General features: G+C 69.1%; 13 protein-coding genes. 8 read left to right on the forward strand and 5 right to left on the reverse strand.

Features of this window, described 5'->3' with window-relative positions; all coding sequences use genetic code 11:
* Both JRI60_RS18410 and JRI60_RS18415 read right to left on the reverse strand, forming a co-directional pair.
* Positions 1-1,341: a hypothetical protein gene (locus JRI60_RS18410; RefSeq protein WP_204227164.1), complete on the reverse strand. Its 1,341-nt coding sequence runs from the start codon at positions 1,339-1,341 to the stop codon at positions 1-3.
* Positions 1,338-3,536 carry a hypothetical protein gene (locus tag JRI60_RS18415; protein ID WP_204227165.1) on the reverse strand — a complete coding sequence of 733 codons (2,199 nt, stop codon included), beginning with the start codon at positions 3,534-3,536 and terminating at the stop codon, positions 1,338-1,340. The genes JRI60_RS18410 and JRI60_RS18415 overlap by 4 nt, the downstream gene beginning before the upstream one ends.
* A 302-nt stretch (positions 3,537-3,838) precedes the next feature.
* On the opposite strand from JRI60_RS18415, the gene mgtE reads away from it, so the two are divergent.
* Entirely contained in the window at positions 3,839-5,158 is a 1,320-nt protein-coding gene (gene mgtE / locus JRI60_RS18420) for a magnesium transporter (protein ID WP_204228998.1), read from the forward strand.
* Between the two features lie 10 nt (positions 5,159-5,168).
* The gene (locus tag JRI60_RS18425; protein WP_204227166.1) at positions 5,169-5,735 is read left to right on the forward strand and encodes a hypothetical protein; all 567 of its coding nucleotides are present in this window, start codon (positions 5,169-5,171) and stop codon (positions 5,733-5,735) included.
* 5 nt (positions 5,736-5,740) lie between these two features.
* On the opposite strand, the gene JRI60_RS18430 is transcribed toward JRI60_RS18425, so the two are convergent.
* The 3 genes from JRI60_RS18430 to JRI60_RS18440 all read right to left on the reverse strand — a co-directional run bounded on the left by JRI60_RS18430 (position 5,741) and on the right by JRI60_RS18440 (position 8,817).
* Positions 5,741-6,775 (reverse strand): ATPase, encoded by a 1,035-nt coding sequence (locus JRI60_RS18430; RefSeq protein WP_204227167.1) that lies wholly within the window; start codon positions 6,773-6,775, stop codon positions 5,741-5,743.
* 189 nt (positions 6,776-6,964) lie between these two features.
* The gene (locus JRI60_RS18435) at positions 6,965-8,212 is read right to left on the reverse strand and encodes a DUF1990 family protein (protein ID WP_204227168.1); all 1,248 of its coding nucleotides are present in this window, start codon (positions 8,210-8,212) and stop codon (positions 6,965-6,967) included.
* A 2-nt stretch (positions 8,213-8,214) separates the two neighbouring features.
* The gene (locus JRI60_RS18440) at positions 8,215-8,817 is read right to left on the reverse strand and encodes a DUF1990 family protein (protein ID WP_204227169.1); all 603 of its coding nucleotides are present in this window, start codon (positions 8,815-8,817) and stop codon (positions 8,215-8,217) included.
* A gap of 88 nt (positions 8,818-8,905) precedes the next feature.
* Here JRI60_RS18440 and JRI60_RS18445 point away from each other — a divergent pair, with 88 nt between their 5' ends.
* The 6 genes from JRI60_RS18445 to JRI60_RS18470 all read left to right on the forward strand — a co-directional run bounded on the left by JRI60_RS18445 (position 8,906) and on the right by JRI60_RS18470 (position 16,500).
* Positions 8,906-9,196, forward strand: a complete 291-nt coding sequence (locus JRI60_RS18445) for a hypothetical protein (RefSeq protein WP_204227170.1) — start codon at positions 8,906-8,908, stop codon at positions 9,194-9,196.
* Positions 9,197-9,278: 82 nt separating this feature from the next.
* Entirely contained in the window at positions 9,279-9,929 is a 651-nt protein-coding gene (locus tag JRI60_RS18450) for a hypothetical protein (RefSeq protein WP_204227171.1), read from the forward strand.
* A gap of 14 nt (positions 9,930-9,943) precedes the next feature.
* Entirely contained in the window at positions 9,944-11,257 is a 1,314-nt protein-coding gene (locus JRI60_RS18455; RefSeq protein WP_204227172.1) for an HTTM domain-containing protein, read from the forward strand.
* 70 nt (positions 11,258-11,327) lie between these two features.
* On the forward strand, positions 11,328-13,520 hold the full coding sequence (locus JRI60_RS18460; protein ID WP_430384387.1) for a spermidine synthase: 2,193 nt from the start codon (positions 11,328-11,330) through the stop codon (positions 13,518-13,520).
* A 345-nt stretch (positions 13,521-13,865) separates the two neighbouring features.
* Positions 13,866-15,179, forward strand: a complete 1,314-nt coding sequence (locus JRI60_RS18465; protein WP_239470598.1) for a hypothetical protein — start codon at positions 13,866-13,868, stop codon at positions 15,177-15,179.
* A 76-nt stretch (positions 15,180-15,255) separates the two neighbouring features.
* Positions 15,256-16,500: an MFS transporter gene (locus JRI60_RS18470; RefSeq protein WP_239470599.1), complete on the forward strand. Its 1,245-nt coding sequence runs from the start codon at positions 15,256-15,258 to the stop codon at positions 16,498-16,500.
* The last annotated feature ends 77 nt before the right edge of the window (positions 16,501-16,577 follow it).

Below are 16,577 nucleotides of genomic sequence, written 5' to 3' on the forward strand. Positions count from 1 at the left end.
TCAGGAGCGGTGGCGCTCGGCGACGCGGTAGAGCTGGGTGAGGGAGCGGTCCAGCAGCGACTGGCACGAGCGCATGTATCGGTGGGCCCGGACATAGGGAAACCAGACGCGAGGGCCGACGCGCACCTGCATCTCCCCGAGCCTCTTGCGCGGTATCCATTGTCCGCCGAGGTTGCGCACCAGCACCTCCCCCAGGTACGCGGCCACGGCGGGCACCGCGTGCTCGTCGATGCGCTCGCGCTCGAAAATCATCGGGAATCGGTCGCGCAAGAAGTGGGCGTCGACATCCGTGAGCGACTCGGGGGTCTCCTTGAAGACGGAGGGCACCTTGGAATGCAGGAGCGCTACGAGGCCCTCTGCGAGGTGGCCGTAGTATTGGCACACGCGCTCCGGGTTCTCCACGTCCGGGGGCAGGGCGGACTCGACGGGCATCCACTCGTCGGCCTCTGGCGGCTGGTACGTATTGAGTTCGGCGATCTTGCGCTGGCGCTCGTGAAAGGCGACGTCGTCCACCACGCGGGAGAGGAGTGGCGCCACGTCCGGGTGGAAGCGGGGCTCAACGGGGGCGAGTGTGGCGCTGCGCTCGCGCAGGGTGCGCAGCAGGGCGTCGAAGTCGAGGTCCGGCCGGAGGTGGGCGTGAGCACGGGCCTGGGCCAGGCGCGCCTCGTCGCTGGCGAAGTCCGCGGCGGTGGGCCAGAGCACCAGGAGGACGGCGCCGTTGGGAAGGGCCTCTACCCGGTGGGCGGGGGTAGACAGCACGCGCTCGCGGCCGATGGTTTCCACCAGCTTGGAGCTGAAGACGTTGAGCCAGCACACCTCGTAGACCTTGTCGAAGCCGTCCCTGTGCCAGATCTCCTTGGGGCGGCCAAAGCTGGGGAAGTCCGCCAATTGCTTGTCAGCGCTGCTGTGGGCCGAGGCATGGGTGACCGGGTAGTGAGAGGCCCACGCACGAACCATGTCCACGAAATCGCGGCAGCGCTTCTCCTTCGAGAAGAGGGAGAGCCGTTGGATGGAAAGCCCGACGTACAGTTCGATGGGGAGCGGCGGGAACCAGAGACTGAGCATCATGTCCAACGCCGGGAACTTCGTGCGATAGAGCCCGATGGACGTGCTGTTTTCATCGCGCTGCTCCGCCAGTGCTTTCCAGGTGGAGGCGCGTGAGTATTTGCGATGCCGCTTGCCCTTGACGACGTCCGGCATCCATTCGCCTGCGTACTCCTCAAGTGCCTGGAGGAATGGCTCCAGCTCGCGCTCGACAGCGGCCTCATGATCGAAGGAACTCTCGAAGGTGAGTCGGAGGTGATCCTCCATATCCAGGCCGCGAACCCCCAGCACTTTCATTGCGACAACACCTCCACTCCCTTGACTTTCTCCTCGGCTTTACGCACGGCGGCATTCCAACTATCTGCCCTCATGGGCTTGAGTGTGCCGCCTTCGTAGATGAGGCGGACCCTCTGGACCTGCACGCGGAACCTGATGGATTTTCGGAGGATGTTCAGCGTCTCGCCGTAATACCGCAGGGCCTCGCTCGCGTCCGCCACCATCTGCGCGGCCACGGCGTTTTCCTCCAGCAACGCGAGGTTGCGGCTCTTGAAGCTGAAGGTCTCCACGCGAGGAGACTGGCCGGCGGGCGGCTCTGCCTCGATGACGAGCACATCCGCGTAGCGCACCCCATCCATACCCTGCTTCGACACGCCCACGTTCGTCTCGATGCGCGGACTGTTGAAGTCCTGGAGGTAGCGGCGCATGGACCGGGGCAATGCCGCGTCCTCGCGCAGCACGGACACCATGACACGCTCGAACGCGAGCCCCCGGGCGAACTGCCCCCGCATCTTCTCGTATCCCTTCCACGCCAGGGGCGGTTTGACCGCCTTGCCCTGCTTGAGCTCCACGAGGCGGTTTTTCCAGTAGGCGACGTACTCGCGCCAGAGTGCATCTACCTGGGTTCCCAGCGGCGGGGCGTCCACCAAGGGGCGTTGCTTCTCCAGCACCGCCACGTCCCCGGACAGGCGCGGGCCTGTGGAGTCGAACTCAGCCCACGCCAGTTTGGCTTCCACCACCTCCCGGCCGTGGACCGCCACCTCGTCCACCAGAGAGGCCACACCGCCGAGGCCCTCGCCAATGCCCGCTCTCGCCGGAGTGGGGCCCGCGCGCTGGGGCCTGGCTTCCGACAACCACACTTGTGCCTTGGCCACGTCGCCCCGGGCCTCGTAGAGGGCAATGGCGGCGGATTCTCCCCCCTCGTGGACGAACAGGGCCGCCTCCCGCCGGGCCTGGATGTAGCGGGCCAGTTCGCGCAGCCCTTCCCCTCCCAGCCGCTCCCACAGCCGCTCCACCACCTCGGCAAGTCCTTGGAATCCCAGCTCCGGCACCTGCAACCGCCCAGGCTTGAGCCGCCCGGTGCCCATGGTGCCCCTGGCCTCGGCGAGGTGACGCACGCCCTTGCCCCCGGCGTACAAGCCCACCAGCACCGCCGCGGCCGACAGCTCTCGAGTGGCCTGCTCGTAGTGGCCCTGCGACAGCGAGTACACCCCGTGGCATGTGCCGGCCACCAGGTTGTAGAAGCCCACCGGTACCCCGAACGTCAACGCGTCGAAGCTCCTGAGTGTCACGCTTCCCGGTGAGAGTGCCTGCTGCATCTCCGCCCGCTCCACCTCGTCGAGCGCCTCCTGGAAGGGCGGTGGTAGCTGCCCGCGCTGCGCGGAGTACTTCAGGGCCACCGCGCCCTGGCGCAGCTCGCTGGTGGACAGGGCTTCCGTGGCGGCACTGGCCAGACCCCGAGCCATGTCCCCGAGGTGCTCGGGACGGTCGGGGTAGTCCGACAGGTCGAGTCCTCGCTGGCGCAGCGCCTCGCGGACGGCGCCCATGCGTCCCAGTGTCTCCCCCAGTTGCTTGTCCCGAGCGAGCAGCCCGAGTAGCTCTTTCACTTCGTCTCCAAACGCCGAGTGGAGGACGAAGAGGGCGAAAGGCTCGGCGCGAGCGGTGCCGTACTCCCGGGTGGCGGTGACGAGAAAGGTGGCGCGCTTGCGGTTGAGGACTCTGGTGCCCGCGCGCAGCGGCCCCAGGGAGCCGAGCCGGACGGCGGACCAGTCGTCCAACTCCTCCACCAGCCGGTCCATGTCCACCCCGTGCTGCAACTCGATGAATTGCGCGGGGGAGGTGCAGGCCAGGAAGGGGGCGAGTACCTGCTGACTGGAGGAAAGGTGGGGCCAGCCCGGGGGGCGCGCCGCTTCTTCCAGGCAACCCGTCTCCCGTCCGGTGTCCGCTGTCCGATCGGGGAATCCACCTGCGCTTCCTTCGGCTCTGGCCAGCACGGGCGGGAACTCCGGCCCTTGGGGCTCGGAGTCATCGCGGAGCGAGGAGGCGCGTGAGTGCAGGCCAAAGCCACTCACGAGGTTCCCTCGTGGATGGCCTGTGGCACACCCTTCCAGCAGCACCACGAGCACCAGGTGCAGCAGGACCGGGCCGAGGGGCCGCGCCACCCGGGAACTCAGCCGCGCCTCCGCCGGAGGCGGACCAACGACACGGGTGGACATGTCGCACCTCTCCACTTTCCAACTCGAGCTTGGATTTGATCTGGATGGGTTTCGTGAATTCTCTTTCTTACGACTTCCAGCGCCGCTGGCCTCGATGCTTCACGGATGGATGGACTGGGGTGCTCGTTTCTCGTGCGAGCGTGCCGAGACCGGCACGTAGCACTTTTCTACACCTCGGCCCGCGTGCGGCGCACGTTCCGGAATGTCGGACCCCCAAGGAGACGGAAACGAAGTTCCCCATCGAGCGCGGGTCGATCGGCTTTCAATGCCGTTGGCTCTCTTGGTAGGAGGCTCTCCTCGTGATGTCCCTGGATGCCGAGCCCATCTTCCCGCACGAGCTGCGTGACGCCTGGCCCGCCCTCTCGCGTGATGAGCGCGTGGAGAGCTTCAAGCTGGTGCCGCACGCCACGGCGGATGATTTCTTCCTCTCTCTGTCGGCGCAGGAGCAGGCGGAGCTCATCCTCCTGCTGGCTCCGGGCGAGCGGCGGACATGGATGCGGCTGCTGGCTCCGGACGACGCGGTGGACGTGGTGCAATCCGTCGCGCCACAGAATCGTGACGCGCTGATGTCCGAGCTGGACGAGACCACCCGCCGCGAGGTGCTCGCCCTGCTGGCCTATGCCGAGGACGACGCGGGCGGGCTGATGAATCCCCGCTTCGTGCGCGTGCGGCCGGAGATGACCAGCGACGAGGCCATCAGCTACCTGCGCAAGCAGACGCGCGAGAAGGTGGAGACGGTCTACTACGCCTATGTACTGGACGCGCAGCAGCACCTGCTGGGCGTGGTGTCCCTGCGCCAGCTCTTCCAGGCCGCTCCGGACAAGCGCGTCGCCGACGTGATGAGCCGCGACCTCATCACCGTCTCCGAGGACACCGACCAGGAGGCGGTGAGCCGGCTCTTCTCCGAGCACGGCCTGATGGCCATTCCGGTGGTCGATGCCGAGAAGCGCATGAAGGGCATCGTCACCGTGGACGACATCGTCCAGGTGGTCCAGGAGGAGGCCACCGAGGACATCCAGAAGGTGGGCGGCATGGAGGCCCTCGACGCTCCCTACTTCGAGGTGGGCTTCCTCGCCATGCTCAAGAAGCGCGCCGGCTGGCTGCTCGTGCTCTTCCTGGGCGAGATGCTCACCGCCACCGCCATGGGTCACTTCGAGGAGGAGATCTCCCGGGCCGTGGTGCTCGCGCTCTTCGTGCCGCTCATCATCAGCTCGGGCGGCAACTCGGGCAGTCAGGCCACCACGCTCATCATCCGCTCGCTGGCGCTCTCGGAGGTGCGGCTGCGCGACTGGTGGCGCGTGATGCACCGCGAGGTCCTGGCGGGGCTGGCGCTGGGCGCCATCCTGGGCACGGTGGGCATCCTGCGCATCCTCATCTGGCAGAGCGTCTTCCATACCTACGGGGAGCACGCCGTCCTGATCGCACTGACGGTGGGCGTATCCCTGCTGGGCGTGGTCACCTGGGGCACCCTCTCGGGCTCCATGCTGCCCTTCCTCCTGCGGCGGCTCGGATTCGACCCGGCGAGCGCCTCCGCCCCCTTCGTGGCCACGCTGGTGGACGTGTCCGGGCTCGTCATCTACTTCTCCGCCGCCGCCGTCCTCCTGCGCGGAACGTTGCTGTAGTGTGCGAGACATGGTGCGAGGCCACTGGACACCGCTTCACCGCGCGCTCGGGCTCCTGGTGCTGGGCCTGTACCTGCTCTGGCCCACTGCCGTGCGGGCCTGCTCGTGTGGGCTTCCCACCCTGGAGGAGGCGCGTGAGAAGGCGGACCTCGTCTTCGCCGGACGGGTGGTGGACCCGGGATACGAGCTCGCCAACGGGTTGCTCGTCGGGAAGGTCCGGTTCGAGGTTCTCGCCCTCTACAAGGGATCCGTGGGCAAGACGGTTCGTGTGGACCTGTATTCGTGGGGGTTCTGCGGCTTTCACCTGCTGCCTGTCGGAGAGGAGCTCCTCATGTTCGCGATCAACGACGAGGACTGGCTCCCAGGCCCCAACTACACCCTCGATCTCTGCTCGCGCACCAACACCCTGAAGGACGCGGCGGAGGATGTGCGGGCGTTGGGTGTTCCGCTTCCGCTCGCCAGGAGAGAGGCTTCCGGGCCCGTGCTCGTCACCCTGGTGTCCCTTGGGGTGCTCGCTTGCGCGGGAGTGGCGTGGCAGCTCCGGCGCTGGAGGCGTGGCGATCCGTCCGCGCCTTGAGCGACTCACCCGGCCCGGCGCAGGGCCGGGCGGCCCGCATGCACCTGTTCGCGAACCGCGGCGAGCAAGAGGTCCGAGCGCAATGGGCCGGACAGGAACGCCTGTGCTCCCAGCGCACTCGCCCGCTCCTCGTCACGCGCCCGGCCCGCGAGCAGCAGCCGGGCCTGAATCCCACGCCGCTTCACGCTCTCCACGGATTGCAGCGGCGCCAGGACGACAGCGCTCCCACTCGCTGCCCGCACGTCCTCGGTGCGTGCCACCCGCGCCCGCACGCCCTCGTCCTCCAGCAACTTCAACAGCCCCTGGGTTGCCTTGACTCCCCAGCCGTAGACCCAGACCTCCGGCTCGGGCTCCGCGATGGGCTTCCGTGTGTCCTCCACCCTGGGCATCGCTGGCTCGGTGAGCCGAGCGTGCTTCGGGAGCTCCTCCGTCAGTGGCAGCATCACCGGCAGGCCGCTCCGCTCGACCGTGGAGGCCGGGACGGCACCCTGCAGGAGCTGCCCCAGCATCAGGCACTCGGCGCGATCCGTCACCAGCGGCAGGTGCTCATCCGCCTCGGGGAGGGGAATCGGCTCCACCGGACGCCGCGCGTCGAGGAGGTGAGGGTAGTAGAGCCGCTCGATGGCCTGGGAGATGGCGGCATCGGTCGCCAGCAACGTCACCACCCGCGCCTTGCCGGTCACCCGGGCCACTTCATCCAGGGCGGTCGGATCCGCTGGCGCCGACGTGGCCACCACCAGCACGGAGTCTCGCGGTCCCTCCTGCCGGAGAGGGATGACACGACAGGCTTCCGCCACTCGCGCGGGCAGCACTTCCACCAACTGCGAGTCCAGCGGCTCCGCGTCCAGGTCCAGTGTCGGGAGCTGTACCTGGCTGGCCAGGAGCTCGAGCACCTGCTGTGCGGTGCAGAAACCCATGTCCACCACCACCTGTCCCAACGGCACGCCCCACTTGTTGTGGAAGCCCAGGGCCGCACGCAGTTGCAGCTCGTCCACGAGCCCGTTCTCCCGAAGTAGATCTCCCAGCCGTTTCTTCCGCATCGTCGCGCCCTCGGGTTGTCCTCGTTCAACCCCTTTGCGTCCGGCGTGCCATGCCAGGAGCGTCACCCCGCGGCTGGGAACCTCCCTGTTTCCAGGTGCTTGCATCCTCCTCGCGCATGCCTGAACGGTGACACCGGTCACCAGCTGGTGACTGTCGTCATCACCCGCCGAGCCGGAAGACCCTGACCTTCAATGCATGGCGGCGAGGAGCCTCGTTCCGAGCACGAGGGCCGCGGCGTCCTCCACCAGCCCGGCCGCCACGTTGGGGAGGCCCAGCCGGCGCGTCGCGAGCTGCCTCAGCTTGTAGAAGGCGAAGGCCGAGGCCACGGCCGCAGCCGCGCCGAGCAGGGCGCGGCCCGCGGACGGGCGCCGGTGCGGCGAGGCCACGGCGGCACCGGTCAGGGCGCCGGAGAGGGCTCGCGCCACCAGGGCGGGCGGAGAGATGCGTGAGGGGATCCACGAGGTCTTGTCGGCGGTCAGCTCGCCGAGGGCCAGCACCCCCAGCACACGCGAGATCCGCCGCGAGGCGAGCACATGGGCACGTCCCTCGGGCGCCTCGACGGGCTCCCGCGAGAGCTGGTGGCTCAGGAGGGCGGGGGCACTGAAGGTCCTCATCCCGGCCAGTACCCCGAAGCCCACGGAGAGCAACAGCCGATCCCTCCTCACGCGCTCCACTTCCCGCTCCACTCCGCCAAGGCGGCGGCCCATTCCCCGCTGAGAATAGAATTGCACCGGCTTCAACCCGATCTTCAGATCCGCCAGGTGCGGCTCCAAGCGGGGCGGCCCTCCGCCCTCGTCGCGCCGTTCCAGGCGGCCGGAACGCAGCAGCTCTCGCAGCCGCGCGTGGGCCAGGTGGTGCCAGGCGCGTTGGTAGCGCCGCCCCATCAGCGCGAAGCCCAGCTGGCTCCACCAGTTGGGGAAATGGCCCTCTCTCCAGGAGGCCTTGATGTGGAAGCGCAGCTCCCCGCTGCCGTGGTCCTTGCTGAGGAGGAACCACTCCCGTCCGGCCTCGATGTGCCCCCACAGGGTGTCGAAGCGGAAGCCGAACACGGTCCGCTCGCCCTCGTCGCCCGAGCGGACCGCACCGATCCGCACCGGGCAGAGGTAGTGGAGTCCCAGGGACTTCAGCTCGAGCAGCACCGGGCGCCCCTGGAGGGGCGTGGCGGCGTCGAAGTATCCGTGCACGACGCGAGGATCGGAGAAGCCCAGCTCGATGACGGCGTGCTTCAGCCGGGCGAAGGCGTCGTCTCCGGAGGGTGGGCCTGGTCGCTCATGGGCGAGGACGGCCTGGGACTCCACCTGGCTCCAGCCGTTCTCGAGTGTCATCTCCTCCTCGGCCATCTCGAAGTTGAGGGGGAGGGTGGAAGCCCGCGAGAGCCGCGCAGACACCTCGTCCACCGACCAGCTCCGCAGCCAGCGCCACTCGACATCCGTCATGTTCAGTCTCCGCGCGCCAGGAAGGTGGGGCCCCGGGCGTCATCCGCGCTCTCGTGCGCCTCTTCCATCACGGTGGTCTCCGCGTGGATGAAGCCGATGACACCCTCGCCCACGGTGAGCGCGACGGTGTTCACGAAGTCGGTCCAGGTGTTGGTCTGCATGGCCTCGCCGCCCGTGCGGAACCCCAGGTACATCACCCGCGAGCCGGAGCGCGCCCGGCTGCGGATGTGGAAGATGACGTCGCCAGGCTCGTTGCGGTAGGCGCCGAAGGTGATGCGTCCCGCCTCGGGGTGCCCCGGCAGGGTGGCCATGGTGAGGCTCTGGCGATCCCGATGGATGATGCGCACGTGGAAGGTCCCCGCTCCCCGGATGCGCACCCGCAGCTCGTCGCCCGGCTCGAGCGGTGTGCTCCGCTCATCCTCCCGGTCGAAGATGACCAGCTCCTCCGGCGCGAACTCCGCGAACCGGGAGGCCACCAGCTCCATCAACTCCGACGGCGAGCAGCCACAGTTCTCGATGACCGCCCAGTAGTCGCGTTGCAGCAGCGGGCCGGCACCCTCCTCGGCGGAGAGCAATCCTTTCAGCAAGGCCTCGCCTGCCTCCATGCCCATCTCCCCCATCTCGCCGCCTCCACCGGACGCCTTAAATATGGTGCACGGCGCAATGGTGGGCACACGGGTGGAGGAGGGTGAAATGCAACAGGACATCAATCCGGCGAGTGAGAGGTCGAAGCGGGACTACCGGGCCGCGACGGTGATGCGGGCCGAGCATGAGGAGGGCTCGTTCACCCGGCTGCTGGAACAGCAGACAGCCAAGATTCCCTCGGACGTCTTCCTCTTCGCCAGCCTGTGCGCGATGGCCTTCTCGCTGGGCGCGGAGCTGGCGCAGCGGACCCGGGCCAGCCGCTTCGTGGGCATGTGGGTGGGGCCGCTGCTCATCATGGGCGTGTACAACAAGATGGTGAAGACGTTCGGGGCGCGCTGAGCTCCGGCGTCAGCCGCTGACGGATTCGAGATGCGGGAGCGCATGCGGGGGTTGGCTGCCTGGTCTGGTAGCATGCCCCGCCATGACAATTCCGGTTCGCCGTCTACTCCCTCTGTGTCTCCTCCTCGTCGTCGCCACCTCCCGGTGCTCGTGTCTCACCGCGACGAGCTCGACTGGCACGTGCGAGGGAAGCATCGGAGGCGTGGATGTCACCGGTGAGCTGGACCCGGAGAGCGAACACCACACGGTGTATCCGCCCAACGGTGGCAGCTCGCAGACCGTGCTCACCCTGAGCTGTGCCAAGGGCAAGCTCAAGGTGAATGGCACCTTGTCGCGCGTCAGCGTGCTGCCCTGGGACCCCGCCAAGCTGCCGCCGGAGGGCGGCTCGCAGGCGTGTCCGGGCACGAGCGACGGCGGCTCCCCGGACGCGGGGACCTCGGATGGGGGCACCTCGGATGCGGGGACGGGCGGTTGCTCGCCCGACGCGGGCTCTTCGTCCAATCGCGGGCCGGTGCATCGCTGGGAGGTGCTCTCGTCGGATGTGCACCCCAAGCTCGTCGCGGGTCTCATCGATGCCATCCTGAAGCTCGATGAGAGCATCGACGGCACGGTGACGATGGAGTTCGAGGATGGTTCCAAGGTGACCATCCGCTTCAACGTGTACCACGAGGACAGCCTCGACGTCGGCGAGCCTCCCTCCTCGGGCGGTGGTGGCGGTTCGGACTTCGACTGAGCGCGGCTGGACGCGTGAAGTCCCTGCTCCAACGGTTGCGTGAGCCGGTGGACGCGGCCTTCCTGGCCGCGTTCCGCATGGCCGTGGGCGCGGTGCTCGTATGCGCCATCGCGCGCTACTTCCTCCACGGGTGGATCCGCGCCTATTACGTCGCTCCTCGCGTGTACTTCCCGTTCTACGGGTTCGAGTGGCTCCGGCCGCTCCCTCCCGCTGGCATGTACGCGCTCTTCGCGCTGCTGGGCGTGCTCGCCTTCGGGCTGATGGTGGGCGCGTGGCCTCGCGCGTGCGCCGCCCTCTTCGGGGGGCTCTTCGCCTACGTGCAGCTCCTCGACCGCACGCACTACCTCAACCACTACTACCTGGTCTGCATGGTGTGCGGCCTGCTGGCCCTCATGCCGCTCTCCGGTGTGGCGTCCCTCGATGCGCGCAGGCGTCCCGCGCTCGCCCATGACACCGTCCCGGCCTGGACGCTGTACACACTCCGGGCCCAATTGCTCGTCGTGTACCTGTTCTCGGGGCTCGCCAAGGTGCAGCCGGACTGGCTCGTCCGCAATCAGCCGATGCGCCTGTGGCTTGGAACGAGCGCGGGAGCACGGGCCCTCGAGATCCTCGTTCCCCTGGATGTGCTCGCTGCGCTGAGCAGCTGGGGCGGCGCCTTCGTGGTGCTGTGCTGCCCGCCGCTGATGCTCGTGCGCCGGCTCCGGCCGTATGCCTATGCGGGGCTCGTGGGCTTCCACGTGATGTCGGGCAGCCTCCTGACCATCGGTGTCTTCCCCTGGCTCATGGTGCTCGCGCTGCTCGTCTTCTTCGAGCCCGACTGGCCCCGGCGCTGGCTGCGGTGGCGCGCGGCGAGCCCCTCCAGCCCGGCTCCGCCCGCGACGGCGCGCTGGGTGCTGCCCTTGCTGGCGGTGCACTTCCTCGTGCAGCTCGCCCTTCCGCTCCGGCACTGGCTCTACCCGGGCGACGTGCTGTGGAACGAGGAGGGCTTCCGGTTCAGCTGGCACCTGAAGATCATGGAGAAGCAGGGCCAGGCACGCTTCTACGCCACGGACCCGAGGACGGGCGTGCGGTGGGAACTGCGCGGGGACGACCTGCTCTCCGACAAGCAGGCCGGGCGGATGATGACGCAGCCCGACCTCATCCTCGCCTTCGCGCATGTCCTCGCCGAGCGCACGGGCCTGCCCGGCGTCCAGGTGCGCGCGGATGTGCGGGTGTCACTCAATGGGCGGCCTCCGCGCCCGCTCATCGACCCGCGGGTGGACCTGGCCGCCGAGTCGGACGGCTTCCTTCCCAAGCGGTGGATCCTCCCCATGGAGGAGTCTCCGTGAGGGGGGAGGCGCTTCTTCGGCCCACCGCGGATATGCTCCCCCCTTCAGCCCGAGAGAAGAGCTCGAGACGATGCCCATGCTCCGCTACGCCGTGACCCTCTTTCTCAGCGCCTTCCTCCTCTTCGGCGTGCAGCCGCTGGCGGGGAAGTACTCGCTGCCCTGGTTTGGCGGCACGCCAGCGGTGTGGACGACGTGCATGCTCTTCTTCCAGGCGATGCTCCTGGGGGGGTATGCCTACTCGTACGCCAGTGTCCGCTGGCTGTCCCCGAAGCGGCAGGCGCGGGTGCACCTGGCGCTGCTGGGGCTGACGGTGGTGGTGCTGCTCGGACGCGCGCTGCTGGTGGGCTCGCCCGTGGCGCCCGGGCCCGAGTGGCGCCCGGCGGCGGACGGCATCTCCACCACGCGGCTGCTGGCCATGCTCGCGGCCACGCTGGGGTTGCCCTTCTTCACGCTGTCCACCTCCGCGCCTCTGTTGCAGAGCTGGTTCAGCCTCATGCGGCCGGGTGCCTCGCCCTACCGGCTCTATGCCCTCTCCAATACCGCCTCGTTGCTGTCCCTGCTGGCCTACCCGGTGCTCGTCGAGCCCTGGCTGGGCCGAGGGGTGCAGGCCTGGGTGTGGGGGGCGGGCTTCCTCCTCTTCGCCGCCGGCAGCGCGGCGTGCGCCCTGGGCGTGCTGCGTCACGAGGCGGCGCCAGCGCGGGTGGGCCCGGTGGAGGAGGGGAAGGCGGAGTCTCCGGGCGTGGCGCGCACCCTGGGCTGGCTGGGATTGAGTGCGTGTGCCTCGGTGCTGCTGCTGGCCACGACGAACCAGCTCTCGCAGGACGTGTCGGCCGGGCCCTTCGTCTGGGTGCTGCCGCTGGCCCTGTATCTCGTCACCTTCATCATCGCCTTCGAGCGCGAGGCCCTCTACTCGCGCCCCCTCACCGCGCTGCTGCTGTTGCTGGCGGTGGGCGGGGTGACGCGCATCACCTACGAGGGCGCGCACGTGCCCCTGTTCGTGCAACTGCTCGTCCACTCCACGGCGCTCTTCTCCGGGGCCCTGCTGTGCCACGGGGAGCTGTACCGGCTGCGGCCCGCGCCGCGTCACCTCGGCGCCTTCTACCTCTGGGTGTCCGCGGGCGGCGTGCTCGGCGCGGCCCTCGTCCACCTGGTGGCCCCGCGCGTCTTCAGCCTCTATCTGGAGTACCCCCTCACCCTGGGCCTCTGCTGCTTCATGGCGGCGCTCATCCTCCTGCGGCGCGCCCCGGACGAGACGATCGTCCGGGCCTCGCTCCGGTATGTGCCGGCCCTGTTGCTCCTGCTCGTGGCCGGCGGTCTCGGCATGGCGGTGTCGGACGAGCGCCGCGTGGTCGAGTCGTGGCGCGGCTTCTTCGGCGTGGTGCAGGTGACGGAGCCGCTGAGCCGGGAGGACGAGGAGCATGCGTTCGTGCTGCGGCACGGAGACATCGTCCACGGCTTCCAGTACACGCGGCCGGAGCGGCGCATGCGGCCCACGGCCTATTACACGCCCGAGAGCGGGCTGGGGCTGGCCCTCACCGAGCAGCGGCGGCTCAAGGAGGCGGCAGGGCTGCCAGCCTCGCTGCGCGTAGGGGTGCTGGGGTTGGGCGTGGGGACGACGGCCGCGCTGGGGCGCTCCGGGGACACGCTGCGCTTCTATGAGATCGACCCGCAGATCATCTCCCTGGCGCGGGGCCTGGGCGGCTACTTCTCCTATCTGAGCGACACTCCGGCCCGGGTCGAAGTGGTGGAGGGGGACGCGCGCATCCTGCTCGAGCAGGAGCTGGCGCGCGGCCAGCCGCAGGGCTTCGACGTGCTCGCGGTGGATGTCTTCAGCTCGGACTCCATCCCGGTGCACCTGCTCACCGAGGAGGCGGTGGACGTCTACCGGCGGCACCTGGCGCCCGGGGGGGTGCTGGCGTTGCACATCAGCAACGTGCACCTGGACCTGCTACCCGTCGCCGTGGCGCACGCGTGGTTCTCCGGCCTGCATGCCACGCTGGTGGCGACGGAGACGAACGGGGACGCGCGCGGCAGCTCCTGGGTGCTGATGGACAAGGAGGGGCGCTTCACCCGGGGGGACACCTTCTCGCGCGAGGGCGAGCGGGTGCGGCGGCTGGCCTACTCCGAGGCCCCGAGCAAGCGGTGGACGGACGAGCGCAGCAGCCTGCTGCCATTCCTCAGGGCGCTCGGAGTGGACCGGGGGGGCCTCGTCGAGGATCCCGCCGAGGAGCCCGCTCCCGTGGCGGCTCCCGCCGGGCCCTGAGGAGCCGGCACCCGCCCCCTGGGCCGTTCCTCGTCCGAGGCCCGGCCCCGCCTGCCTGCCCTGGGTTCCCGAGGGCCTCGCCGGGATGCAGTGGGGCGCCCGGGTCCGACTGGGGGGCATGGTGTGGGGCTTGTGTGGGAACGCCGGTTCCCAAACTCGAGCCCTCAGGCCGTTCACTGCCCGTCATCTGGCCCGGTACGCGGTTTGCTCCCGTGCCTCGCGGCAAGGGGGCACAAGACGGTGATTCGTAGACTGCTTGGGGCGTGTGGTGTGGCGGCGTTGGTGGCAGGGGCATGGGCGTGCGGTGACTCGACGGAGGCGCCGACGCGTCCGGCGCAGGAGGATGTGCCGGCGCCCATTGACGGCACGCCTCCCGATTCGGGCTCGTCGACTCCGCCCAAGGATGGTGGAGACGTCACGCCACCGCCCGATGCGGGAGGCCCACCGCCTCCTCCCGATGGGGGCACTCCGCCGGATGGCGGCTCCGGTCCCGTGCAGTCGGTCCCGGACCCGTGGCCCCGGGAGGCCTCGGTCAACTTCACCCAGCGCTTCGGCGTGGGCCGGCCTCGCGACGTGGCCGTGGATGAGGGCTTCAACATCTGGCTGCTCAACGGCAACCAGATTGGCGTGCTGCGTCCCGGAGACAGCCAGCCCATCTGGGTGACGAACCTCGGTCAGGCCGGCAGGGGCTTCTCCTCCAGGGTCATCTGCGGCGGCAGCGCCGGCCGCGCCTACGTGGGCTACTACGCCGACGAGCTCGATGATCCCCATCGCCTGTCCTACGAGGATCCCTCCTACGGCGAGGGGGATGTGGACGTGGTGAAGCTCACTCCGGATGGCAACATCGTCATGGAGGAGCACCTCTTCCGTTCGTTCCGGCGGGACAAGGAGAAGAACGACGGGAGCCTCACCTGGAACCCGCCGACCAACGTCGGCCTGCGCAACTCGAACAACTGGACGTACGACGAGGATCGCGCGGTGCTCAGCTGCGTGAGGGTGATGCGCGGCCGGGACAAGGGCGAGGTGTACGTCGGCACCAACCACGGCGTGTCGCGCATCAAGGGGCTCTACTACAACAGCCACCGCCACCCGGTGTGGTGGGAGGGCACCACCCAGCGCGCCGGTTACACCTATGGTCTGGGCATCTCCCAGAGCGGTGACGTGCTCATCGCCAACGAGTGGACCTTCGGCATCGTCACGCCCAACGCGGACCTCGGCGTCTGGGATTGGATGAGCCCCAAGGAGCTCAACCCGATGAAGGTGGAGTCCTCGTACCTCCCCGAGGTCAACTCCCTGGAGACGTTCGACAGCTGGCGCGCCTTCGAGCAGACGAAGGATGGCAGCTACTACCTGGGCAGCAAGGATTACGGCCTGTGGGAGATGTCCATCATCTCGCGCGGCAATCCCTTCCAGAAGGGCAAGAAGATCGCGGGCCTGCCCACCGACGCCATCCAGTCGCTTGCGGCCACGGATGATGGCTCGCTCTTCATCGGCACCGAGAACGCCGGCCTGTGGCGGCTGGACGCGAACAAGAACCTCACGCGCGTGACGGACGTGCCGGGCGGGGATGTGCGCCGGCTCATCTATGACCCCAATGGCACCCCGGCGATGCTCTACGTCCTCACCAACGCGGGGCTCACCGTCCTCCGGGGTTACTGAGTGAGGGACGCGGGGGGCGACGTCTCCTGGCGTCGCCTCCGAGCGCGCGGGGCGGTTCTCCGTTAGGGTTCGAGGTGTGAAGAGAACCTCGTACCGGAAGCTGGGGCTGCTCAGCGCGCTGTACTTCGTTCAGGGGCTGCCCTACGGCTTCCAGACCACCGCGCTGGCCGTGTACCTGCGCACCCAGGGCGTGTCGCTGATGGTCATCAGCAGCATCGGGCTCCTGTCGCTCCCGTGGATGGGCAAGGCGCTGTGGGCTCCCCTGGTGGACCGCTATGGCTCGGAGCGCATCGGCCGGCGCAAGTCGTGGATATTGCCCATGCAGGCCGGGATGGCGGCCGCCTGCGCGGCGGCGGCGTTCGTCCCGGTGCCGGGCGCGCTGACGGTGCTGCTGGGGCTCGTCTTCCTGATGAACCTCTTCGCCGCCACGCAGGACATCGCGGTGGATGGGTTCGCGGTGGACCTGCTGGAGCCGCACGAGCTGGGGTGGGGCAACACGGCCCAGGTGGTGGGCTACAAGGCGGGGATGCTCACCGGAGGCGGGCTGCTCGTCTGGATGAGCGAGCTCATCGGCTGGCGGGGCCTCTTCCTGGCGATGTCGCTCCTGTCGCTGCTGGTGCTGGCGGTGGCGGCCGTGGCGCGCGAGCCCCGGCGCTCCGAGGAAGGCACGGCCGGCGAGCGGCTCTCCTGGCACGACGTGAAGGAGCGGCTCCTCGCCGCGCTGCGCCTGCCCGGCACGGGGTGGATGCTGCTCTTCATCGGCACCTACAAGCTGGGCGAGACGATGGTGGACGTGCTCTTCAAGCCCTTCCTCGTCGACATGCACTTCACGCCCGCGCAGATCGGCCAGTGGGTGGGGACGTGGGGCCTGGTGGCCTCGCTGCTCGGCTCCTTCGCGGGAGGGTGGCTCGCCACCCGGATGCCGTTGCTGGGGGCGCTCGCCCTCGCCTCGTTCCTGCGCGTGTTCCCCCTGGGCGGCGAGTGGTGGCTGGCGGTCCATGGGCCCACGCCGCCGGGCGTCATCGCCGTCACCGTGGCGGAGCACTTCTTCGGGGGGGTGCTCACCACGGCGCTGTTCGCGTTCATGATGTCGCGGGTGGACCGGCGCATCGGGGCCACGCACTACACGCTGCTGGCCAGCGTGGAGGTGATGGGCAAGGCGCCAGGAGGGCCCCTCGCGGGCCTGCTGGCCACCCGGGCGGGTTGGAGCTACTCGGACGTGTTCCTGCTGGGCACGGTGCTCTCGGTGGCCTTCCTGGCGCTCCTGCTGCCCCTGCGGCAGAGGACGTCACACTCCCAGTCCGTCTCACCCCAGGTATAGGGGGGGAGGGGTGGGCGAGGGCTGGCATGCCAGGCGGGACTTCGTTACCTGCTCGCGTCCTGGGGCGACCTCCGGTG

The sequence above is a fragment of the Archangium violaceum genome, from assembly GCF_016887565.1.
Taxonomy (GTDB): Bacteria; Myxococcota; Myxococcia; order Myxococcales; family Myxococcaceae; genus Archangium; species Archangium violaceum_B.

Excerpts from the sequence above, each read along its gene's own strand:
- JRI60_RS18410 (WP_204227164.1), bottom strand. The coding sequence starts at position 1,341 with ATGAAAGTGCTGGGGGTTCGCGGCCTGGATATGGAGGATCACCTCCGA.
- JRI60_RS18415 (WP_204227165.1), bottom strand. The coding sequence starts at position 3,536 with ATGTCCACCCGTGTCGTTGGTCCGCCTCCGGCGGAGGCGCGGCTGAGT.
- mgtE (WP_204228998.1), top strand. The coding sequence starts at position 3,839 with ATGTCCCTGGATGCCGAGCCCATCTTCCCGCACGAGCTGCGTGACGCC.
- JRI60_RS18425 (WP_204227166.1), top strand. The coding sequence starts at position 5,169 with ATGGTGCGAGGCCACTGGACACCGCTTCACCGCGCGCTCGGGCTCCTG.
- JRI60_RS18430 (WP_204227167.1), bottom strand. The coding sequence starts at position 6,775 with ATGCGGAAGAAACGGCTGGGAGATCTACTTCGGGAGAACGGGCTCGTG.
- JRI60_RS18435 (WP_204227168.1), bottom strand. The coding sequence starts at position 8,212 with ATGACGGATGTCGAGTGGCGCTGGCTGCGGAGCTGGTCGGTGGACGAG.
- JRI60_RS18440 (WP_204227169.1), bottom strand. The coding sequence starts at position 8,817 with ATGGAGGCAGGCGAGGCCTTGCTGAAAGGATTGCTCTCCGCCGAGGAG.
- JRI60_RS18445 (WP_204227170.1), top strand. The coding sequence starts at position 8,906 with ATGCAACAGGACATCAATCCGGCGAGTGAGAGGTCGAAGCGGGACTAC.
- JRI60_RS18450 (WP_204227171.1), top strand. The coding sequence starts at position 9,279 with ATGACAATTCCGGTTCGCCGTCTACTCCCTCTGTGTCTCCTCCTCGTC.
- JRI60_RS18460 (WP_430384387.1), top strand. The coding sequence starts at position 11,328 with ATGCCCATGCTCCGCTACGCCGTGACCCTCTTTCTCAGCGCCTTCCTC.